17 protein-coding genes are annotated in these 21,607 nt (G+C 52.6%); 11 read left to right on the top strand and 6 right to left on the bottom strand.

What is annotated here, in order from left to right:
* Position 1: 1 nt before the first annotated feature.
* Positions 2–1,267 (bottom strand): PTS ascorbate transporter subunit IIC, encoded by a 1,266-nt coding sequence (gene ulaA / locus KO1_RS12035; RefSeq protein ID WP_004100670.1) that lies wholly within the window; start codon positions 1,265–1,267, stop codon positions 2–4.
* Positions 1,268–1,284: 17 nt separating this feature from the next.
* Positions 1,285–1,560, bottom strand: coding sequence for a PTS sugar transporter subunit IIB (locus KO1_RS12030; RefSeq protein ID WP_004100672.1), 276 nt, complete (start codon positions 1,558–1,560; stop codon positions 1,285–1,287).
* 122 nt (positions 1,561–1,682) lie between these two features.
* Here KO1_RS12030 and KO1_RS12025 point away from each other — a divergent pair, with 122 nt between their 5' ends.
* A complete protein-coding gene (locus KO1_RS12025; RefSeq protein WP_004111873.1) occupies positions 1,683–2,540 on the top strand; it encodes a MurR/RpiR family transcriptional regulator in 858 nt (285 codons plus the stop codon).
* 56 nt (positions 2,541–2,596) lie between these two features.
* On the opposite strand, the gene pflA is transcribed toward KO1_RS12025, so the two are convergent.
* The 4 genes from pflA to ycaO form a co-directional block, all read right to left on the bottom strand.
* Positions 2,597–3,337, bottom strand: a complete 741-nt coding sequence (pflA, locus tag KO1_RS12020; protein ID WP_004100682.1) for a pyruvate formate lyase 1-activating protein — start codon at positions 3,335–3,337, stop codon at positions 2,597–2,599.
* A gap of 203 nt (positions 3,338–3,540) precedes the next feature.
* Positions 3,541–5,823 (bottom strand): formate C-acetyltransferase, encoded by a 2,283-nt coding sequence (gene pflB / locus KO1_RS12015; RefSeq protein ID WP_016808066.1) that lies wholly within the window; start codon positions 5,821–5,823, stop codon positions 3,541–3,543.
* Between the two features lie 51 nt (positions 5,824–5,874).
* Positions 5,875–6,732, bottom strand: a complete 858-nt coding sequence (gene focA, locus KO1_RS12010) for a formate transporter FocA (RefSeq protein ID WP_004100685.1) — start codon at positions 6,730–6,732, stop codon at positions 5,875–5,877.
* Between the two features lie 386 nt (positions 6,733–7,118).
* Entirely contained in the window at positions 7,119–8,879 is a 1,761-nt protein-coding gene (gene ycaO, locus KO1_RS12005; protein ID WP_032728666.1) for a 30S ribosomal protein S12 methylthiotransferase accessory factor YcaO, read from the bottom strand.
* Between the two features lie 114 nt (positions 8,880–8,993).
* Between ycaO and KO1_RS12000 the strand changes: the two genes are divergently transcribed.
* The 10 genes from KO1_RS12000 to lpxK all read left to right on the top strand — a co-directional run bounded on the left by KO1_RS12000 (position 8,994) and on the right by lpxK (position 21,577).
* Positions 8,994–9,686, top strand: coding sequence for a DUF421 domain-containing protein (locus KO1_RS12000; protein WP_004100689.1), 693 nt, complete (start codon positions 8,994–8,996; stop codon positions 9,684–9,686).
* A 186-nt stretch (positions 9,687–9,872) separates the two neighbouring features.
* On the top strand, positions 9,873–10,961 hold the full coding sequence (serC, locus tag KO1_RS11995) for a 3-phosphoserine/phosphohydroxythreonine transaminase (protein WP_032727993.1): 1,089 nt from the start codon (positions 9,873–9,875) through the stop codon (positions 10,959–10,961).
* A 72-nt stretch (positions 10,962–11,033) separates the two neighbouring features.
* Positions 11,034–12,317, top strand: coding sequence for a 3-phosphoshikimate 1-carboxyvinyltransferase (gene aroA / locus KO1_RS11990; protein WP_004100699.1), 1,284 nt, complete (start codon positions 11,034–11,036; stop codon positions 12,315–12,317).
* A 147-nt stretch (positions 12,318–12,464) separates the two neighbouring features.
* Positions 12,465–13,232: a metalloprotease LoiP gene (loiP, locus tag KO1_RS11985; protein WP_004100700.1), complete on the top strand. Its 768-nt coding sequence runs from the start codon at positions 12,465–12,467 to the stop codon at positions 13,230–13,232.
* Positions 13,233–13,403: 171 nt separating this feature from the next.
* Positions 13,404–14,087, top strand: coding sequence for a (d)CMP kinase (gene cmk / locus KO1_RS11980; protein ID WP_004100701.1), 684 nt, complete (start codon positions 13,404–13,406; stop codon positions 14,085–14,087).
* Between the two features lie 136 nt (positions 14,088–14,223).
* On the top strand, positions 14,224–15,897 hold the full coding sequence (gene rpsA, locus KO1_RS11975; RefSeq protein WP_004100702.1) for a 30S ribosomal protein S1: 1,674 nt from the start codon (positions 14,224–14,226) through the stop codon (positions 15,895–15,897).
* 150 nt (positions 15,898–16,047) lie between these two features.
* The gene (gene ihfB, locus KO1_RS11970) at positions 16,048–16,335 is read left to right on the top strand and encodes an integration host factor subunit beta (RefSeq protein ID WP_004100704.1); all 288 of its coding nucleotides are present in this window, start codon (positions 16,048–16,050) and stop codon (positions 16,333–16,335) included.
* A gap of 215 nt (positions 16,336–16,550) precedes the next feature.
* On the top strand, positions 16,551–18,815 hold the full coding sequence (locus KO1_RS11965) for a ComEC family protein (RefSeq protein ID WP_047720073.1): 2,265 nt from the start codon (positions 16,551–16,553) through the stop codon (positions 18,813–18,815).
* A gap of 36 nt (positions 18,816–18,851) precedes the next feature.
* On the top strand, positions 18,852–20,600 hold the full coding sequence (gene msbA, locus KO1_RS11960) for a lipid A ABC transporter ATP-binding protein/permease MsbA (protein ID WP_004100709.1): 1,749 nt from the start codon (positions 18,852–18,854) through the stop codon (positions 20,598–20,600).
* Entirely contained in the window at positions 20,597–21,577 is a 981-nt protein-coding gene (gene lpxK, locus KO1_RS11955; protein WP_004100710.1) for a tetraacyldisaccharide 4'-kinase, read from the top strand. The genes msbA and lpxK overlap by 4 nt, the downstream gene beginning before the upstream one ends.
* Positions 21,578–21,607: the final 30 nt, after the last annotated feature.

The following is a 21,607-nucleotide window of genomic DNA, read 5'->3' as shown; positions in this document are numbered from 1 at the left end:
CTTAGGGCAGCATTTTACCGATGTAGTACACGACCAGACCCAGGGCAACGAAGTCAGTTTCCGGGAAGCTGGTGCCTGAAAGACCGACGGACTCCATAATCGGGTAAATCAGCGCAGGGCCAATACCGATCAGGATCCCGGTGATGAAGCTTCCGGCAATCGCGCCTTTCCAGCCGCCGGAGGCATTACCAAATACCGCAGCGGTGGCGCCGATGAAGAAGTAGGGAATAGCTACCGGGATAATGACGGTTTGTCCGAGGATCGCCAGCAAACCCATCACCACCAGCCCGCCGACAAAAGACGAGATAAATCCGAGAACCGTGGCGGTTGGAGCGTAGGGAAAGACGACCGGGCAGTCGAGCGCGGGTTTGGCATTAGGAATAAACTTCTCCGAGATGCCGAGAAAGGCCGGAACAATTTCTGACAGCAGCAGGCGCACGCCGGTAATGATGATGTACAGAGAAGCGGTAAAGGTCAGCGACTGAAAGAGCGGGTAAACCAGCCAGTGCATGCCGCCGGCCGCTGCGGTGACCGCAGCTTTTCCGGCCGCGAGCGCGGCGATGTAATAGAAAATACTCACCGAGATCGATACTGAAACAATGTAATCTTTGAAGATCCCCAGCCAACCGGGGAGATTCAGCTTTTCGGTAGATTGTTTAGGATCGCCGACTTTAGAACCGATCCAGCCGGAGGCGGCATAGGCCAGCGTGACGTAGTGCCCCATGGCGATCTCATCGTTACCGGTAATTTTTCGCATCCACGGTTGCGCAATAGCCGGATAGAGGCAGGCGGCGAGCCCCAGCAGCACCGAGCCGACAATAATGGTTGTCATGTCGCTGTAGCCCAGCGCCTTTAGCGTCACGGTAAGCAGCGCGGAGAGATACAGGTTATGTTGCCCGGTAAGAAAGATGTATTTAAACGGCGTTACGCGGGCAAAGAACAGGTTCCAGGCAAAACCAATCACCATAATCAGCGAAACGCACATGGCGAATTTGGTTTGCGCCAGTCCGGTTAGCGCTTCAGCCAGCGGCATTACGCCCTTCAGGCCAAAACCATCGCTGAATAAGGTCTGAAAGTTACCCAGGGAAGTCACCGCCAGACCAGCGCCGCCGGCGAATACCAGAAAGCCGACGATGGTTTTAAAAGTGCCGGAAAGCACTTTTTCAATCGGCTTGCGTTGGATTAACAGGCCGATTAATGCAATAAAGCCAACTAAAAGTGGGGTTACGCCCAGAATGTCGAATACAATAAATCTGAGGAAATCCATATTGCCTCCGGGAGAGGTTAGTTGCTTTGAACGATGTCGGTGAGCGCAGATTCCATCTCTTCACTGTTCATCAGGTCGGTGATGCCGACAGCTCTGAATCCGGCGGCTTCGACTTCATCGGTGAGATCGCGCATAGTGATGACAAAATCAATATCTCGCCAGGTGCGTAAGCCTGAGAGGACGTCGTGTTCCAGCTCGATATCCCAGCCGTGTTTGTCGATGATTTTTTGTGCTTTTATTTTGAGCATTAAGGAGCTGCCCATACCGGTACGACAGACTATGAGACCTTTCATTCGATGTTCTCCTGTTTGTAAAAATAATTATTTTTATTTGTTTGTGTGAGATAATAATTATTATCTTTGCGGCGGGACGAAAGATGTGACTGTGTTTGCATTTTGAGCAAATAAGGCAAAACATGAGCCAGATAGACAATAACTTGTTGATAAGCATAAGAAATGGAGCTTCAGGGCTAAGCCCGATACTGGAGAAAGTTGGCCGTTTTATTACGGAAAATCCTGACTTTGTGATGCGTCACACGATTTCAGAACTGGCCGACTCCATTGATACCAGTGAAGGGAGTATCACCCGTTTTTGTCGGGCATTCGGATTTAAAGGTTTCTCGGATTTCAGAACCGCGCTGGCGATGGAGCAGGGCGCCGCGCGTTCGGAAGACAACGGTATCAACGAGAACGAAGAGATTGCGCCGGTGCTGGCGAGCATTCGCGACAGTAATGCTATCGTGGATAATCAGGAGCTGAAAGCCGCAGCTGACTGGCTTAACGCCCTGAACAGCATTGCTATCTATGCCGTGGGCACGGCAGTGCCGGTCGCGTTATTCCTGCAAATGAATTTAATCAATATGGGTAAGGCGGCCAGCTTTGTCGATCGCTCTTATCCGGCGGCGATGCCGTTGCTGGCTGATAACCAAAAAACCGGCATTATCGTCGTTCATACTGAACAGGCCTCGGCGGATATGATGCAGTCCCTGTCCCTGGCAAAGCAGCAGGGCGTGAAAATATTGTCGCTGACGCGGGGGACGTTCGCGCCGTTAGCCCGCTTATCTGACTGGAATCTTCAGGCGGCGGTGGCTTTACAGGGGGAGGGGGAGTCAGGATTTGCGGAAATTGCCGGCGCCATGATGGTGGCCGACCGGATCCTCAGCGCGCTGGAAGAGCAGGATGAACGCTATGCGGAATACCGTAAAGCGCATCAGAAGCGCATTTTCTCTATTGAAAGCGTGGCAAATAAGCTGTCGGAATACTTTATGTCCTGATGCTTATCATAGTTTGGCAAAAACCCGGTAGCGCTTGCGCTACCGGGTGGGGAAATTTAGTACATCACTTTATGACCGTACTGTTCCAGAATTCCCTTCACGCGTTCCATGGTCTCTTTTTTAGGCGGATGGACGCCATCCAGCTTGTACTCTTCGCCCATGGCCACCCATTTATGTTTGCCCAGCTCATGATACGGCAGCAGTTCAATTTTCTCGACGTTGCCCATATCGCGGGTAAACTCGCCCAGGCGATGCGCGGAATCATCATCGTCGGACCAGCCAGGGACCACCACGTAGCGGATCCAGACTTTGATGTTTTTGTTTGACAGATAGCGGGCAAATTCCAGCGTTCGATGGTTAGAGACGCCAACCAGGTTCTGGTGAATTTCATCATTCATTTGCTTGAGATCGAGCATCACCAGATCGGTCACTTCAAGCAGTTCATCGATAACCGGATCATAACGGCGCACAAAGCCGTTAGTGTCGAGGCAGGTATGAATACCTTCTTTCTTACAGGCGCGGAACCAGTCGCGAACAAATTCGGCCTGCAGAATGGCTTCGCCGCCGGATGCCGTTACGCCGCCGCCGGAAGCGTTCATAAAGTGGCGATAGGTCACCACCTCTTTCATCAGCTCTTCAACGGTAATCTCTTTACCGCCGTGGGTATCCCAGGTATCGCGGTTGTGGCAATAGAGGCAGCGCATCAGGCAGCCCTGGAAGAAAGTGATAAAGCGGATCCCCGGGCCATCGACGGTGCCACAGGATTCAAAGGAGTGAATGCGACCAATTGTTGACATTGCGGTGATATCTCCAGATTCGGCCCGTCCGGGGCCTGTGCATGCACAGCTCAAACCGGCTGTGTTAAGTCTGTTTTGGCTGTTATCCATAAAGTATAGACAGCGGACAAAAGAGACTGGGACAGGAAGGTATTGCTAAAAAGGCCCCACTTGCGTGGAGCCTTTATTGTACGCTTTTTACAGTACGATTTCAGTCAATACCATTACATGGTCTGAGTGAAGGTACGAGTAATAACGTCCTGCTGCTGTTCTTTAGTCAGGGAGTTAAAACGTACTGCATAACCGGATACGCGGATGGTCAGCTGCGGATATTTTTCCGGGTTTTCCATCGCGTCGAGCAGCATTTCGCGGTTCATGACGTTGACGTTCAGGTGCTGACCGCCTTCGATGGACGCTTCGTGGTGGAAGTAACCATCCATCAGGCCTGCGAGGTTAGTTTTACGAACTTCGTCGTCTTTACCCAGTGCGTTCGGAACGATAGAGAAGGTATAAGAGATACCATCTTTCGCGTAAGCAAACGGCAGTTTAGCAACGGAGGTCAGAGAGGCAACTGCACCTTTCTGGTCACGGCCGTGCATCGGGTTAGCACCTGGACCGAACGGAGCGCCAGCGCGACGACCGTCTGGGGTGTTACCAGTTTTCTTACCATACACAACGTTAGAGGTGATGGTCAGAACGGACTGAGTCGGGATAGCGTTACGGTAGGTGTGCAGTTTCTGAATTTTCTTCATGAAACGTTCAACCAGGTCAACGGCCATATCATCGACGCGGGAGTCGTTGTTACCAAACTGCGGGTATTCGCCTTCGATTTCGAAGTCGACAGCCAGACCGTTTTCATCACGAATCGGTTTAACTTTCGCATATTTGATTGCAGACAGGGAGTCAGCAGCAACGGACAGACCTGCGATACCACATGCCATAGTGCGGATAACATCACGGTCGTGCAGCGCCATCAGGGAGGCTTCGTAGCTGTACTTGTCGTGCATGTAGTGGATGATGTTCAGCGCAGTGACGTACTGTTTAGCCAGCCAGTCCATGAAGTGATCCATGCGGTCCATCACTTCATCGAAGTTCAGAACGTCGCCTTTGATCGGTTCAGATTTAGGACCAACCTGCATTTTCAGTTTTTCATCAACGCCGCCGTTGATTGCGTACAGCATGGTTTTCGCGAGGTTAGCGCGAGCACCGAAGAACTGCATTTGCTTACCAACAACCATCGGGCTTACGCAGCAAGCGATAGCGTAGTCATCGTTGTTGAAGTCTGGGCGCATCAGGTCATCGTTCTCATACTGCAGAGAAGAGGTATCGATGGACACTTTTGCAGCGAATTTTTTGAAGCTCAGCGGCAGTTTTTCAGACCACAGAATGGTGATGTTCGGCTCCGGAGACGGCCCCATGGTGTACAGGGTGTTCAGGAAACGGAAGCTGTTTTTGGTTACCAGAGTACGGCCGTCAACGCCCATACCGCCGATGGATTCAGTTGCCCAAATCGGGTCACCGGAGAACAGTTCATCATATTCTGGAGTACGCAGGAAACGAACCATACGCAGTTTCATGACCAGGTGGTCAATCATTTCCTGAGCGTCTTGCTCGGTGATTTTACCGGCTTTCAGGTCACGTTCGATGAAGATGTCCAGGAAGCTGGAGGTACGACCGAAGGACATTGCCGCGCCGTTCTGAGATTTAACGGCAGCCAGGTAACCAAAGTAGGTCCACTGGATAGCTTCCTGAGCGTTGGTAGCAGGACCAGAGATATCGCAGCCATATTTAGCCGCCATTTCTTTGATCTGACCCAGCGCACGGTGCTGCTCAGAGATTTCTTCACGCAGACGGATGGTTGCTTCCAGATCTTCACCGCTTTCCAGTTTGTCTTGCAGAGAGACGAACTGAGCGTATTTGTCTTTCATCAGGAAGTCGATACCGTACAGCGCAACGCGACGGTAATCACCGATGATACGACCACGACCATAGGCATCCGGCAGACCGGTCAGAACGCCAGATTTACGGCAGTTCAGGATGTCTTTGGTGTAAACGTCAAACACGCCCTGGTTGTGGGTTTTACGGTATTCAGTGAAGATTTTCTTCAGCATTGGGTCCAGCTCGCGATTGTACGCTTTGCAGGAGCCTTCTACCATTTTGATACCACCGAACGGGATAATCGCACGTTTCAGCGGCGCTTCAGTCTGCAGACCAACGATTTTCTCGAGACCTTTCTCGATGTAGCCAGCGTCATGAGAGGTGATGGTGGACGCAAGGGAAGTATCAAAATCAACAGGCGCGTGAGTGCGGTTTTCCTGTTTAACGCCTTCCATTACGGTGTCCCACAGCTTGGTGGTCGCTTCAGTTGCGCCAGCCAGGAAGGACTCGTCACCTTCGTACGGGGTATAGTTTTTCTGGATGAAGTCGCGGACGTTGACTTCGTTCTGCCAGTCACCTTTCGCAAAACCTTCCCAGGCTGTGGCTAACTTTTCATTAAGCTCGGACATGTAACACCTACCTTCTTAAGTGGATTTTTTATTTACTGCCTGAAACAACCCTTAGTGATGGTTGTCGCCACGCAGGTAAATGACCCAGTATGTCAACCCAACCAGCAGACCACCGCCGATGATGTTCCCGATTGTTACCGGAATCAGGTTATCAGTGATGAAGTTCATGACGGTCAGGTGAGAGAAACTTTCCGGAGTTGAACCAACTGCGGTCCAGAATTCCGGGCTCGCAAAGTCGCGAATGACGATACCCAGCGGGATCATAAACATGTTCGCGATACTGTGCTCAAACCCGCTGGCAACAAACATTGCCACCGGTAAAACCATAATCATGGCTTTATCCATCAGGCTACGGCCGGAGTAGCTCATCCATACCGCAAGGCAGACCATCAGGTTTGCCAGGATACCCAGGCACACAGCTTCAATAAAAGTATGGTGCATTTTGTGGTCGGCGGTTTGCAGAACGTTAAGTCCCCATTGACCGTTGGCAGTCATATATTCGCCTGAAAGCCACATCAGCAATACAAAGAGTAAGCAACCAACCAGGTTACCAACATAGACGTTTAGCCAGTTTTTAGCCAGCTGACCCCATGTTATTCTTCCGCTGGCTTTCGCCACAACGATAAGAACGGTTGAAGTAAACAGGTCGGCACCGCATATAACGCAGAGAATCAAACCCAGTGAGAAGCAAATGCCTCCAATCAGTTTGGCAACCCCGAATGGCATCCCGGCCGTGCCGGTTGTCGCGGTAATATAGAAAACAAAAGCGATAGAGATGAAGACACCTGCGGTGATAGCCAGATAAAACGTCTTTATCGGATGTTTTGTCGCTTTATAGACACCTGCTTCTTCGGCGACTTTCGCCATGGCAGCAGGGAGTAAAAGATCAAAAGGGTTGTCAGCTTTCACACTAACTCTCTCTTTATGTAAGTTGGCGGTGAGATACTAACAAAGCATTATAGAAGGGAATTTGATGTAGATCATATCCTACCGGAACTATAGGCCCTTTTAGTGTGTGGAATTGATGTTTTTTATATCTAATCATTTGATTTTTAACGAAAAAATAAATTTTAAATTTTACAAATAATGTTGATTATTTTCATTTTACCCCCGTTTTTCGGTTAATTAAAATGGGGTATTTTTATTAAATATTAACAATATTTGCGGCACCATTTTATTATTTCTCACCACTAATTAACTTTATGGCTACAACCTGGTTGCGGGTTGTGGAAAACATAAAAAAAGGGGGCCTATTTGCCCCCTCATCATACGGTGATTCAGGCAGTAAAGTGAGCTTATTTACCCCAGAATACAGCTTTTGCGCGCTGTAGCTTTTCGTAGGCTTTCAGTAGCGACTGGTGAGCCGGGAAAGCGAGCAGATCGCTGTCTACTGCCTGCAGCCCATAGAACGGTGCTTCTCCGCTAAGCGCGGCGCTGGCGGCTTCAACGGCATCGGCGCCGTACATGCGTACGAAAGCGTTGAGATACTGCAGCGGCTGACGCTCCTCTTCCTGGCTCAGCAGCAGCAGAGTTTGCAGGCAGCGGTAGTAATTAGCGCGTTCGGCGCTAAAGATTGAGGCATTAAATTCCATGGTCCACTCGGTCCAGATCAAGGCCTGCTCGAGATCGCCGCCCGCCAGCGCCAGCATTGCTTTTAGCTCGCCAATGCGCAGCGTATACCAGCCGTTGTCTTTACCGGTCGCCATACCGAGCAGTTCGCGCACGCGGGTGAAATCATCAAGGCCTTCATCATCCATTTGCTCGATAAGCGCCAGATAATCTTCTTTTTCCCATTCGCTTTCCGGCAGAGAAAGAATCGTTTCCCGCAGAGGTGCGCCCATGCTGTTATTCGCCAGCCAGAGGTCTTCCGCCGGATAGATATCAGACATGCCCGGAACAATTATCCGGCAGGCGTAGACGCTAAGGTGTTCGTAATCGGCGATGTAAACTTCTTTATCTTCTTGCTTAAAGATAGCCATCAGGGTGGCGAACTCTTCCTCCGTGGTCCCGGAGAAGCTCCAGTCCACGAACGGGTAGTCGGCATCCTGCTTAAACATATCCCAGGAGATCAGGCCGCTGGAATCGATAAAGTGCGTTTCAAGATTCGCATGTTCGGCGACTTCTTCATCATCAAAGGTTGGCGGCGTGAAGACGTCGAGATCTTTCAGGCTGCGGCCCTGCAGCAGTTCGGTAACGGTACGTTCCAGCGCCACGCCTAAATCAGGATGCGCGCCAAACGAGGCGAAACAGGTACCGTTTGCGGGGTTAAACAGCACAACGCAGATAACCGGATATTTGCCGCCGAGCGAACCGTCATAAGCGAAAATCGGGAAACCTTCGGCCTCCAGCTTGTTGATGGATTCAACCACGCCCGGATAGCGCGCCATCACCTCCGCCGGGATCTCCGGGAGGCTGATACTTTCAGCGATAATGCGGTTTTTAATATGGCGTTCGAACACTTCCGAGAGGCCCTGAACGCGGGCTTCGTTGCGGGTGTTGCCCGCGGACATTCCGTTAGAAACGTACAGGTTGCCGATGATATTCATCGGAATATAGACCGTTTCGCCATCTGACTGACGGGTGAACGGCAAACCGCAGACGCCGCGATCGTCATTACCTGACTGCAGATCGACCAGCATGCTGGCGGTTAACTGATCGTCAGGATCGTAGAATGCGCGCAGGCGGGCATCCAGCAGGCCTTCCGGTACTTCGTCATCGTCGGTTAAAGGGAACCATTTTTCATTCGGATAGTGAACGAAAGGCGCGTTGGCGATGGTCTCGCCCAGCCAGAAGTCGGCAAAAAAATAGTTAGTCGAGAGACGCTCAAAGTACTCTCCAAGGGCCGAGGCCAGCGCGGCTTTTTTGGTGGCGCCTTTGCCGTTGGTGAAGCACAGGGCGCACTCTTTATCGCGGATATGCACTGACCAGACGTGCGGTACCGGGTTGAGCCATGAGGCCTCTTCAATATCAAATCCGAGGTCGTGCAACTTCTGCTGGAAGCGAGCGATGGAATCTTCCAGGGCGGCATCTTTGCCGGGAATAAACGTTTGAGTCATGGCAGTCACTTTTATCGTACGTAAAGCGCGCAATGATACGGGTTTTATATGACAGGTGCTATCTCCATCGTCTGGCTATGCTTATGTCACTCAATAACTGTTCAGGCGTTAACCATGAAGACATTTGACTGGCATCGTATGGCACTGGATAAAGTGCCCGTGGAGTTTCTGGCCGAGGTGGCACTGCGTAGCCTCTATACCTTCGTCCTGGTATTTATTTTTCTTAAGATAACCGGGCGGCGTGGCGTTCGCCAGATGTCTCTTTTCGAAGTCCTCATCATTTTGACCCTCGGTTCGGCGGCAGGGGACGTCGCGTTTTATGATGATGTTCCCATGCTGCCGGTACTGGCGGTATTTATTACCCTGGCTCTGCTGTATCGATTGATTATGTGGCTGATGGGGCATAGCGAAAAACTGGAGGACTTGCTGGAAGGTAAGCCGATTATTGTTGTGGAGAACGGCGAACTGGCCTGGGAGAAACTGCAGGCGGAAAATATGACCGAATTCGAGTTTTTTATGGAACTGAGAATCAGCGGGGTTGAGCAACTGGGTCAGGTACGGCTGGCCATTCTGGAAACCAACGGCCAGATCAGCCTTTATTACTATGAGGATGAAGATGTTAAAGCCGGGCTTTCCATTCTGCCTTCCCGTTTTACCGATCGTTTTATCACCATCCCTCACGATGATGAGTACGCCTGCGTTCGCTGTAGCGCAATCCTTACGCTACGAGCTGGGGATAAACAATTATGCCCTCGCTGCGCAAATGCAGAATGGTCGAAGGTCAGTCGGGCAAAAAGGGTCACCTGACAGCAATTATGTCGGTTTTATGACGTCAAGCTGGCAGATTCTTTTGTGTGACCGAGTCCGCATTTCCCCCAGGCTCAGTTTTAGCCATTGCGGTGCGTGTCACTGAATGATAAAACCGATAGCCACAGGAATAACTTATGCCCGCGACGGTTCGCGGGTAAATAACATAGCAAGTGGTGAGGGGAAATGGCTCAGGTCTATAACTTCAGTTCAGGCCCGGCAATGCTGCCGGCGGATGTCCTCAAACTGGCGCAAAAGGAGCTTTGCGACTGGAACGGTTTGGGGACGTCGGTGATGGAAATCAGCCACCGTGGTAAAGAGTTCATCAAGGTGGCTGAAGAGGCGGAACAGGATTTTCGCTCCCTGCTCAATATTCCTTCCAATTACAAAGTCTTATTTTGTCACGGCGGCGGTCGCGGACAGTTTGCTGGTATCCCGCTGAACCTGCTGGGTGATAAAACCGTTGCCGACTACATTGATGCCGGCTACTGGGCAGCCAGCGCGGTTAAAGAAGCGCATAAATACTGCAAACCGAACGTGATTGACGCCAAAATCACCGTTGACGGCCAGCGCGCGGTTAAACCGATGAGCGAATGGCAGCTGACTCCGGGCGCGGCCTATCTGCACTACTGCCCGAACGAAACTATCGATGGTATTGCCATTGAAGAAACGCCTGATTTTGGCGACGATGTCATCGTGACGGCGGATTTCTCCTCGACTATTTTGTCTCGTGAAATTGACGTAAGCCGTTATGGCGTAATTTACGCAGGCGCGCAGAAAAACATCGGTCCTGCAGGTCTGACGCTGATTATTGTGCGTGAAGATCTGCTGGGTAAAGCCAGCATAGCCTGCCCGTCGATTCTTGATTACTCCATCCTGTCGGCCAATGACTCTATGTTTAACACGCCGCCGACGTTTGCCTGGTACCTCTCCGGCCTGGTGTTTAAGTGGCTGAAAGAGCAGGGCGGCGTTGCCGCTATGGATAAAATCAACCAGCAGAAAGCCGACCTGTTGTATAGCACCATCGATAACAGTGGTTTCTATCGCAACGATGTCGCTGCGGCGAACCGTTCGCGCATGAACGTGCCGTTCCAGTTGGCCGATAGCGCGCTTGATAAACTGTTCCTCGAAGAGTCGTTTGCCGCTGGTCTGCATGCGCTGAAGGGCCACCGCGTAGTGGGCGGCATGCGCGCTTCCATTTATAACGCCATGCCGCTGGCGGGCGTGAAGGCGCTGACCGACTTTATGCAGGACTTCGAACGCCGTCACGGCTAATCGCTGTCGTATTTTTCATCCCCGCAGCTCGTCTGCGGGGTTATTATTCTGTTTGTTTGAGAGTTGAGTTTAATGGAATCCCTGACGTTACAACCCATCGCACGCGTAGATGGCACAATTAACCTGCCCGGGTCCAAGAGTGTTTCTAACCGTGCTTTGCTACTGGCGGCATTGGCCCGCGGCACGACGGTGCTGACCAATTTGCTGGATAGCGACGATGTACGCCACATGCTGAATGCCCTGAGCGCGCTGGGAGTTCATTACACCCTGTCTTCCGACCGTACCCGCTGTGAAGTCACCGGTAACGCCGGCCCACTGCACGCGGCTGAAGCATTAGAACTGTTCCTCGGTAATGCCGGAACGGCCATGCGTCCGCTGGCGGCGGCGTTATGTCTGGGGAGTAACGATATTGTGCTGACCGGCGAGCCGCGAATGAAAGAGCGGCCGATTGGTCACCTGGTTGACGCGCTGCGTCAGGGCGGGGCGCAGATTGATTATCTGGAGCAGGAGAATTACCCGCCGCTGCGCCTGCGCGGTGGTTTCAGCGGTGGACAGGTTGAAGTGGACGGCAGCGTTTCCAGCCAGTTTCTGACCGCGCTCCTGATGACCGCCCCGCTGGCGCCTCAGGATACCGTCATTGCGATTAAAGGCGATCTGGTATCCAAACCTTATATTGATATTACGCTGCACCTGATGAAAACCTTTGGCGTTGAGGTTGAAAATCAGTCTTATCAGCGATTTATCGTGCGCGGCAATCAACACTATCGCTCGCCGGGCGATTATCTGGTTGAAGGCGACGCCTCCTCGGCATCCTACTTCCTCGCCGCCGGAGCCATTAAAGGCGGGACGGTAAAAGTCACCGGTATTGGCCGCGATAGCGTGCAGGGCGACATTCGGTTTGCCGATGTGCTGGAAAAAATGGGCGCAACCATTACCTGGGGCGATGATTATATCGCCTGCACGCGCGGCGAACTGAATGCCATCGATATGGATATGAATCATATCCCGGATGCCGCGATGACTATCGCCACGGCCGCCCTGTTCGCCAAAGGCACCACGACTCTGCGCAATATTTATAACTGGCGCGTCAAGGAGACTGACCGCCTGTTTGCTATGGCCACTGAGCTGCGTAAAGTGGGAGCTGAAGTTGAAGAAGGGGAGGATTTCATCCGCATCACTCCGCCTGCTAAGCTCCAGTTCGCTGAAATCGGCACCTATAACGACCATCGTATGGCAATGTGTTTCTCGCTGGTGGCGCTTTCCGATACGCCGGTCACCATCCTTGATCCGAAGTGTACGGCAAAAACTTTCCCGGACTACTTCGAACAGCTGGCGCGAATCAGTACGCTGGCCTGAATCACGCGAATTTTAGGTGAAAACGCCGACCCTTGGGTCGGCGTTTTTTTATGTCTGCTTGTCGGGCGGAAAACTAAATGCTAGCCTTGGTTGCTTGTAAATACAGGATTTATAAGCATTTAATATGCTAATCAATGGATGATTGATATGAGAAATACAAAAGTAATGCTGGCTTTAGCGGTTTCCGCCACGTTGTTGGCAGGTTGTAAAAATATGCAGGGGGTGGACACCAACGCCCTCGTAAGTTCAGGGATGACGGCCTACAAAGCGGCAACGCTTTCTGACTCTGAAGTCAAAGCGCTTTCCGACGATGCCTGTAAGCAAATGGATAGCGAAAATAAAAAGGCCGGCGCTTCAAGTAAGTACACCAAGCGTCTGAATAAAATTGCCAAAGCGTTAGGTAATAATATCAACGGCACCCCGGTAAACTATAAGGTTTACATGACATCAGACGTCAACGCCTGGGCAATGGCCAACGGCTGCGTCCGCGTCTATAGCGGCCTGATGGACATGATGACCGATAATGAAGTTGAAGCGGTTCTGGGCCATGAGTTGGGCCACGTAGCGCTGGGACATTCGCGCAAAGCGATGCAAACCGCCTATGCGACCATTGCCGCGCGTGATGCAATTTCAGCCACCAGCGGAGCGGCTGCAAGCTTGTCTAAATCTCAGCTGGGCGATATCGCAGAGGGAATGATTAACTCCGCTTTCTCCCGCTCTCAGGAGTCCGATGCTGATGATTTCTCCTACGATCTGCTGAAAAAGCGCAACATTAGCACTCAGGGGCTGGTGGGCAGCTTCGACAAACTGGCCAGCCTTGACGCCGGCCACAGTAAATCTCTGTTCGATTCACACCCGCCTTCAGCTGAACGCGCGCAGCATATCCGCGACCGTATCGCGGAAGATAAAAAGTAAAACTGCCTCATCTTCCGGGCTGATGCTCCATCAGCCCGCTATAATTGCACAATTCTTCCGCATTAGATTTCCAGTTATCCGTAATTTACAACCAATGCTCACTTTCCGTCGAAGAGATGCGTATAATGCGCGGCGTTTATATATTTATGCGCCTTGCTAAAGGAGAAAAAGATGACGGCAACAGTTCCGGTAATCACCATTGATGGGCCTGGCGGTGCGGGCAAAGGCACGTTATGCAAGGCAATGGCAGAAACGCTGGGCTGGCATCTGCTGGATTCTGGGGCGATTTATCGCGTTCTTGCTCTCGCTGCTCTGCATCACCATGTTGATGTTGAATCCGAAGAGGCGCTGGTGCCGCTGGCCGCGCATCTTGATGTCCGTTTTGTCTCCACTGACGGTAGCCTGGAAGTCATTCTGGAGGGGGAGGACGTTAGCGCGGAAATCCGCACTCAGGATGTGGCCAATACGGCCTCTAAAGTCGCCGCTTTTCCGCGCGTGCGCGAGGCATTGCTGCGCCGTCAACGAGCCTTCCGTGAGCTGCCCGGTTTGATCGCTGACGGACGCGATATGGGAACCGTGGTATTCCCCGATGCGCCGGTGAAAATTTTCCTTGACGCTTCCGCGGAAGAACGTGCGCATCGCCGCATGCTTCAGTTGCAGGAGAAGGGCTTTAGTGTTAACTTTGATCGCCTTTTATCCGAGATAAAAGAGCGCGACGACCGCGATCGCAATCGTACAGTGGCGCCGCTTATCCCGGCTGCCGATGCCTTAGTTCTTGATTCCACAGAACTAAACATTGAGCAAGTGATTGAAAAAGCGCTACAATATGCGCGCGAAAAACTGGCTTCCGCTTAATCTTATCGTCGATAAAGCACAATAGCCTGCGAATTATAGCAGTACCCCGCAGCAACGGACTGTTAGCGGGTATGTTAAACAACCCCATCCGGCATGGAGCCTGGTGGACGTTAAATATGAAACCTGAAGATTAAACATGACTGAATCTTTTGCTCAACTATTTGAAGAATCCTTAAAAACAATCGAAACCCGTCCGGGTTCCATCGTTCGTGGTGTTGTTGTTGCTATCGACAAAGACGTAGTACTGGTTGACGCCGGTCTGAAATCTGAGTCTGCCATTCCGGCAGAGCAGTTCAAAAACGCCCAGGGCGAGCTGGAAATCCAGGTTGGTGACGAAGTTGACGTTGCTCTGGATGCAGTAGAAGACGGCTTCGGTGAAACCCTGCTGTCCCGTGAGAAAGCTAAACGTCACGAAGCTTGGATCACGCTGGAAAAAGCTTACGAAGACGCTGAAACTGTAGTCGGTATTATCAACGGCAAAGTTAAAGGTGGCTTCACTGTTGAGCTGAATGGTATTCGTGCGTTCCTGCCGGGCTCCCTGGTAGACGTTCGTCCGGTGCGCGACACGCTGCACCTGGAAGGCAAAGAGCTTGAATTCAAAGTCATCAAGCTGGACCAGAAACGTAACAACGTCGTTGTTTCTCGTCGTGCCGTTATCGAATCCGAAAACAGCGCAGAGCGCGATCAGCTGCTGGAAAACCTGCAGGAAGGCATGGAAGTTAAAGGTATCGTTAAGAACCTCACTGACTACGGTGCATTCGTTGATCTGGGCGGCGTTGACGGCCTGCTGCACATTACCGATATGGCATGGAAACGCGTTAAGCATCCGAGCGAAATCGTAAACGTTGGCGACGAAATCACTGTTAAAGTGCTGAAGTTCGACCGCGAACGTACTCGTGTATCTCTGGGCCTGAAACAGCTGGGCGAAGATCCGTGGGTAGCTATCGCTAAACGTTATCCGGAAGGTACCAAACTGACCGGTCGCGTGACCAACCTGACCGACTACGGCTGCTTCGTTGAAATCGAAGAAGGCGTTGAAGGCCTGGTTCACGTTTCCGAAATGGATTGGACCAACAAAAACATCCACCCGTCCAAAGTTGTTAACGTTGGCGATGTAGTGGAAGTTATGGTTCTGGATATCGACGAAGAACGTCGTCGTATCTCCCTGGGCCTGAAGCAGTGCAAAAACAACCCATGGCAGCAGTTCGCGGAAACCCACAACAAGGGCGACCGTGTTGAAGGTAAAATCAAGTCTATCACTGACTTCGGTATCTTCATCGGCCTGGACGGCGGCATCGATGGCCTGGTTCACCTGTCTGACATCTCCTGGAACGTTGCAGGCGAAGAAGCAGTTCGTGAATACAAAAAAGGCGACGAAATCGCAGCAGTTGTTCTGCAGGTTGACGCAGAGCGCGAGCGTATCTCTCTGGGCGTTAAACAGCTCGCAGAAGATCCGTTCAACAACTGGGTTGCACTGAACAAGAAAGGCGCAATCGTAAACGGTAAAGTGACTGCAGTTGACGCTAAAGGCGCAACCGTAGAACTGGCTGACGGCGTTGAAGGTTACCTGCGCGCTTCTGAAGCTTCCCGTGACCGCGTTGAAGATGCCACCCTGGTTCTGAGCGTAGGCGACGACGTTGAAGCTAAATTCACCGGCGTTGATCGTAAGAACCGTGCAATCAGCCTGTCTGTTCGTGCGAAAGACGAAGCTGATGAGAAAGATGCCATCGCAACTGTTAACAAACAGGAAGATGCAAACTTCTCCAACAACGCAATGGCTGAAGCTTTCAAAGCAGCTAAAGGCGAGTAATCTTAGTCTTTCGGGTTACAACAACCTGAATTATGACGAGTTTACTTGACAGATTGCAGGATTCGTCCTGTAATCAAGCACAAAGGGCGGCTAAGGCCGCCCTTGTTTAAGCTGTTAGCTAATTTTGCCTTGAAGGAAACCGGAGGAATAATGACCAAGTCAGAATTGATAGAAAGACTTGCCAGCCAGCAATCTCACATTCCTGCGAAAGCAGTGGAAGATGCTGTTAAAGAAATGCTGGAGCATATGGCCTCAACGCTTGCTCAAGGCGAGCGCATTGAAATCCGCGGTTTCGGCAGCTTCTCTCTGCATTATCGAGCACCCCGCACCGGGCGTAACCCAAAAACTGGCGATAAAGTTGAACTGGAAGGTAAGTACGTTCCCCACTTTAAGCCGGGCAAAGAATTACGCGACCGCGCCAATATTTACGAAGAGTAAGTTTCGCTGAGCGGCGACAACATACTTAAACGTTAAAAAAGCACCTTTGGGTGCTTTTTTTATGCCTTTAAAGCTGTACTGGAAGTTGCCTCGCAAAACGTCAGTTCTTTTGCGTTAACAGAGAAAGTTCTCTGGATTGCGCAATCCACTTCTTTTCTGTCCTCAAAGACACTTTCTCAATTTAGCGCAACACTCCCTCTGACAGGGAGGTGCTAATGCGTTTACCACAACTTGCTGGCTGTGTGATTATCGGCATTCTGCCGCTGCTCTGGTTGCCCGATTTGCCCGAGCGTTCGGTTACCTGGGGACTGATGCTGCTGGCGCTGCTTATTGCGCAATGTCGCCGTAGAGCTGCGCATTACGCGGCATTGATAACGCTGTTTTTTGTCTGGGGAGTACTCAGCGCCCGCCAGGCCCTGTGGCCGACACAGACGTTAACAAACGGGAATCGTCAGGTTGAGGTTGTGCTGACCGCAACAGATGGTCAGACAACTCATCAGGGCAGAATTGTCCGTCTGGATGGGCGACGGCTATTTCCCGCGCCAGGGGTAAGCCTCTACGGTAATTATTTGCCTGAACCGCCCTGTGCAGGGCAGGTTTGGGCCATGACGCTACGCGCGCGTCCGGTACATGGTCAGCTCAACGAAGGCGGGTTTGACAGCCAGCGCTATGCGCTATCACAGCATCGTCCGTTAACCGGACGCTTTATCAGCGCTGAAGTTCGCGAGCGAAACTGTAGTGTACGAGCGCGTTATCTGGCCTCGCTCAATCAAACCCTGGCGGAACTGCCCTGGCAATCGGTGATGCTGGGGTTAGGCATGGGGGAACGTCTGGCGATCCCTCGCGAGATAAAGATCCTGATGCAGGAAACCGGTACATCGCACCTGATGGCGATCTCAGGGTTACATATCGCGTTAGGAGCCACTCTGGGCTGGTTGCTGCTAAGGGGTTTGCAGTTCTTTCTTCCGTGCCGCTGGCTGGGCTGGCGGGCGCCGCTGCTTACTGGCCTGGCGAGCGCTATTTTTTACGCCTGGCTAACCGGAATGCAGCCGCCCGCGCTGCGCACCTGTGTTGCTCTGATCGTTGGCTGCGCGCTGCGGCTATCCGGGAAACGCTGGTCGCCATGGCAACTATGGCTCTGCTGCATTGGTGCAATACTGTTTGCCGATCCGCTGGCAGCGTTGTCAGAAAGCCTCTGGCTATCAGCGTTTGCCGTTGCGGCGCTTATCTTCTGGTATCAGCTGGCCCCGATGCCTGGCGGTAAAAGGTGCTGGCTGCTGCGCCAAAGCCTCGCGTTATGTCATCTGCAGATCGGCTTGATGTTTTTACTTGCACCTTTACAGATTGCTCTCTTCCACGGCATCAGCTTAACGTCGGTGCTGGCGAATTTGATTGCCGTGCCTCTGGTGACTTTTATCGTTGTTCCGCTGATTCTGACCGCCATGTTTTTACACCTCTGTGCTCCGCTCACCATTGAGATGGTGATATGGCAATCAGCAGACCGTATCCTGGCGGCGCTATTCGGGTTCCTGCGGCAGCTGCCGCCCGGCTGGCTCGAGCTGGATGCTCGCTGGCTTGGGATAAGCCTGCTGCCGTGGCCGGCGTTAATTCTCTGGCGTTTTCATGCGTGGCGCACGTTGCCGGCGTTTTGTTTAGCATGTCTCGGGCTATTAAGCTGGCCATTCTGGCGGAGTACGGCTACCAACGAATGGCGAGTCACCATGCTGGATGTCGGGCAGGGGCTGGCTATGGTGATTGAACGTCAGGGCGCGGCCCTTCTCTACGATACCGGACTCGCCTGGCCTGAGGGTGACAGCGGTGAGCAGATTATCATCCCCTGGCTACGCTGGCATCACTTGCATCTGGAAGGCGTCGTACTCAGCCACGAGCATCTCGATCACCGCGGGGGACTCAACTCGGTGTTAAAAGCATGGCCTCAAATATGGATACGAAGCCCTTTAGGCTGGGCGGGCCATTTAGCATGCCAGCGCGGTGAGATCTGGCAGTGGCGAGGTTTAACCTTTCGTGCGTTCTGGCCGCTGCCCGGCGCGACAAAGCAGGGGAATAATCGCTCATGCGTGGTGCGTGTTGATGACGGCAAGCACAGTATCCTGCTCACCGGGGATATCGAAACGCCAGCGGAGCAAGCGATGATTAGCCACTACTGGCAACATCTTGCGTCTACACTTATCCAGGTTCCCCATCACGGCAGTAATACGTCGTCCGGGACCGCCCTGTTGCGCAGCGTTGGCGGGGAGGCTGCGCTAGCTTCTGCTTCCCGCTATAACGCATGGCGTATGCCCTCAACCAAGGTGAAACAGCGCTATCGAAACCAGAATTATCAGTGGTTCGACACGCCGCATCAGGGGCAAATTACGGTTATTTTTTCCGCGGATGGCTGGCAAATCCATAGCTTACGGGATCAAGTTTTACCGCGATGGTATCATCAGTGGTTTGGCGGGAACGTTCAGAACGGGTAGAATATGCGGCTATTTCAACACAAGCTGGTTTATTGAATGCAGAACGATAAAGATCTTTCCACGTGGCAGACCTTCCGCCGACTCTGGCCGATTATAGCGCCGTTTAAACCCGGGCTAATCGTTGCAGCGGTAGCGTTAGTGCTTAACGCGGCTAGTGATACCTTCATGCTATCGCTTCTTAAACCGTTACTGGATGATGGTTTTGGTAAAACGGATCGCTCGGTGCTGATATGGATGCCGCTGGTGGTGATCGGATTGATGGTTCTGCGCGGCATCACCAGCTACGTTTCGAGCTACTGCATCTCGTGGGTGTCCGGCAAAGTCGTGATGACGATGCGCCGTCGTTTATTCAGCCACATGATGGGAATGCCGGTTGCATTCTTTGACAAGCAGTCCACCGGGACGCTGCTATCACGTATTACCTATGATTCGGAGCAGGTGGCCTCTTCCTCCTCCAGTGCGTTGATTACCGTCGTGCGTGAAGGCGCGTCGATTATTGGCCTGTTTGCGATGATGTTTTATTACAGCTGGCAGCTGTCATTGATTCTGATCGTTCTGGCGCCGATCGTGTCTATTGCTATTCGCGTGGTCTCGAAGCGTTTTCGTAATATCAGCAAGAATATGCAGAACACCATGGGCCAGGTGACGACCAGTGCAGAGCAGATGCTGAAAGGGCATAAAGAAGTGCTGATGTTTGGCGGTCAGGCCGTCGAAACCAAGCGCTTTGATAAAGTCAGCAACAAGATGCGTCTGCAGGGGATGAAAATGGTCTCCGCGTCCTCAATTTCTGACCCTATTATCCAGCTAATCGCCTCCCTGGCTCTGGCTTTCGTACTTTATGCGGCAAGCTTCCCGAGCGTAATGGAGACGTTAACGGCTGGTACAATTACCGTTGTCTTCTCCTCAATGATCGCGCTGATGCGTCCGCTAAAATCGCTGACTAACGTCAACGCGCAGTTCCAGCGCGGGATGGCCGCTTGTCAGACGCTTTTCGCTATTCTTGACTCCGAGCAGGAGAAAGATGAAGGCACGCGGGTTATCGAACGTGCGAAGGGCAACCTCGAATTTAAAAACGTTACCTTCAGATATCCGGGGCGTGAAGTCGCTGCGTTGCGCAATATTGACCTCAATATTCCGGAAGGGAAAACCGTGGCGCTGGTAGGGCGCTCAGGGTCAGGTAAATCTACCATCGCCAGCCTGATTACGCGTTTTTATGATGTTGATGAGGGGCAGATCTTGCTGGACGGCCACGACCTGCGTGAATACACGCTGAGCTCTCTGCGCGATCAGGTTGCGCTGGTGTCGCAAAACGTCCATCTCTTTAACGACACCGTGGCGAATAATATCGCCTATGCCCGAACCGAAGAGTACAGCCGCGAGCAGATTGAAGAAGCGGCCCGCATGGCTTATGCCATGGACTTTATCAATAAAATGGACAATGGCCTGGATACGATTATCGGTGAAAACGGTGTTATGCTTTCCGGCGGCCAGCGCCAGCGCATCGCTATCGCTCGCGCCCTGCTGCGCAACAGCCCGATACTGATCCTTGATGAAGCAACTTCGGCGCTGGATACCGAATCAGAGCGCGCCATTCAGGCGGCGCTGGACGAACTGCAGAAAAACCGCACTTCGCTGGTTATTGCTCACCGTCTCTCGACGATTGAGCAGGCTGACGAAATTGTGGTAGTGGAAGATGGCCAGATCGTTGAACGCGGCAGCCATGCCGATCTGCTTGAACATAAGGGCGTTTACGCTCAGCTGCATAAGATGCAGTTCGGCGCATGATTGCGCGCATCTGGTCCGGCGAATCGCCTTTATGGCGGCTGCTGCTTCCGCTCTCCTGGCTCTATGGCCTGGTGAGCGGATTAATACGGCTAAGCTATAAACTGGGATGGCGAAAAGTGTGGCGAGCGCCGGTGCCGGTAGTGGTGGTTGGCAATCTGACCGCCGGCGGTAATGGCAAAACGCCGGTTGTTGTCTGGCTGGTGGAACAGCTTCAGCAGCGCGGTATTCGCGTCGGCGTGGTGTCACGCGGCTACGGCGGAAAAGCCGCGAGCTATCCGCTGCTGCTTAATGTGGATACGCATACCGGGGAAGCGGGCGATGAGCCGGTGCTGATTTATCAGCGTACCGGCGCGCCGGTTGCCGTCTCGCCGGTACGCAGCGATGCGGTTCAGGCGCTGCTCGCCGCCAACGATCTTCAGCTTATCGTCACGGATGATGGTCTGCAGCACTATAAGCTGGCGCGTGACAAAGAGATTGTGGTGATTGACGGCGTACGTCGTTTTGGTAACGGCTGGTGGTTGCCTGCGGGTCCTATGCGCGAGCGCGCTTCGCGTTTGCGCAGCGTGGATGCGGTTATCGTTAACGGCGGTCTCGCCCGCCCGGGAGAGATACCTATGCAGCTTCGTCCCGGGCTGGCGGTGAATCTGCTGACCGGTGAACGCCGGGATGCGGCGGCGTTGGACAACGTGGTGGCGATGGCAGGAATCGGCCATCCGCCGCGTTTCTTCGCCACCCTCGAGAGCTGCGGCGTACGTCCGGTGAAAACCATCTCCCTGGCCGATCATCAGGCTCTGTCGCAGAGCGATGTCGCCGCGCTGGCGGCGCCGCAGCAAACTCTGCTGATGACCGAAAAAGATGCGGTGAAGTGCCGCGACTTTGCGCAGGCAAACTGGTGGTATCTACCGGTCGACGCGATAATGACTGACCAGCGCGCACAGCGCCTGCTCACGGATTTAGTGACGCTGGCGCAGCGCTAATTTCGCTTATCACCGCCTGCGCCGGAACCT

The organism is Klebsiella oxytoca NBRC 105695, from assembly GCF_001598695.1.
In the GTDB taxonomy this organism is placed as follows: Bacteria; Pseudomonadota; Gammaproteobacteria; order Enterobacterales; family Enterobacteriaceae; genus Klebsiella; species Klebsiella oxytoca.
Note: the sequence above shows the minus strand (reverse complement) of the source record. Positions and strands in the feature narration are given on the sequence as shown.

What these genes read in the sequence shown, in the direction of transcription:
- ulaA (WP_004100670.1), bottom strand. Translation starts at nt 1,267, where the DNA reads ATGGATTTCCTCAGATTTATTGTATTCGACATTCTGGGCGTAACCCCA.
- KO1_RS12030 (WP_004100672.1), bottom strand. Translation starts at nt 1,560, where the DNA reads ATGAAAGGTCTCATAGTCTGTCGTACCGGTATGGGCAGCTCCTTAATG.
- KO1_RS12025 (WP_004111873.1), top strand. Translation starts at nt 1,683, where the DNA reads ATGAGCCAGATAGACAATAACTTGTTGATAAGCATAAGAAATGGAGCT.
- pflA (WP_004100682.1), bottom strand. Translation starts at nt 3,337, where the DNA reads ATGTCAACAATTGGTCGCATTCACTCCTTTGAATCCTGTGGCACCGTC.
- pflB (WP_016808066.1), bottom strand. Translation starts at nt 5,823, where the DNA reads ATGTCCGAGCTTAATGAAAAGTTAGCCACAGCCTGGGAAGGTTTTGCG.
- ycaO (WP_032728666.1), bottom strand. Translation starts at nt 8,879, where the DNA reads ATGACTCAAACGTTTATTCCCGGCAAAGATGCCGCCCTGGAAGATTCC.
- KO1_RS12000 (WP_004100689.1), top strand. Translation starts at nt 8,994, where the DNA reads ATGAAGACATTTGACTGGCATCGTATGGCACTGGATAAAGTGCCCGTG.
- serC (WP_032727993.1), top strand. Translation starts at nt 9,873, where the DNA reads ATGGCTCAGGTCTATAACTTCAGTTCAGGCCCGGCAATGCTGCCGGCG.
- aroA (WP_004100699.1), top strand. Translation starts at nt 11,034, where the DNA reads ATGGAATCCCTGACGTTACAACCCATCGCACGCGTAGATGGCACAATT.
- loiP (WP_004100700.1), top strand. Translation starts at nt 12,465, where the DNA reads ATGAGAAATACAAAAGTAATGCTGGCTTTAGCGGTTTCCGCCACGTTG.
- cmk (WP_004100701.1), top strand. Translation starts at nt 13,404, where the DNA reads ATGACGGCAACAGTTCCGGTAATCACCATTGATGGGCCTGGCGGTGCG.
- rpsA (WP_004100702.1), top strand. Translation starts at nt 14,224, where the DNA reads ATGACTGAATCTTTTGCTCAACTATTTGAAGAATCCTTAAAAACAATC.
- ihfB (WP_004100704.1), top strand. Translation starts at nt 16,048, where the DNA reads ATGACCAAGTCAGAATTGATAGAAAGACTTGCCAGCCAGCAATCTCAC.
- KO1_RS11965 (WP_047720073.1), top strand. Translation starts at nt 16,551, where the DNA reads ATGCGTTTACCACAACTTGCTGGCTGTGTGATTATCGGCATTCTGCCG.
- msbA (WP_004100709.1), top strand. Translation starts at nt 18,852, where the DNA reads ATGCAGAACGATAAAGATCTTTCCACGTGGCAGACCTTCCGCCGACTC.
- lpxK (WP_004100710.1), top strand. Translation starts at nt 20,597, where the DNA reads ATGATTGCGCGCATCTGGTCCGGCGAATCGCCTTTATGGCGGCTGCTG.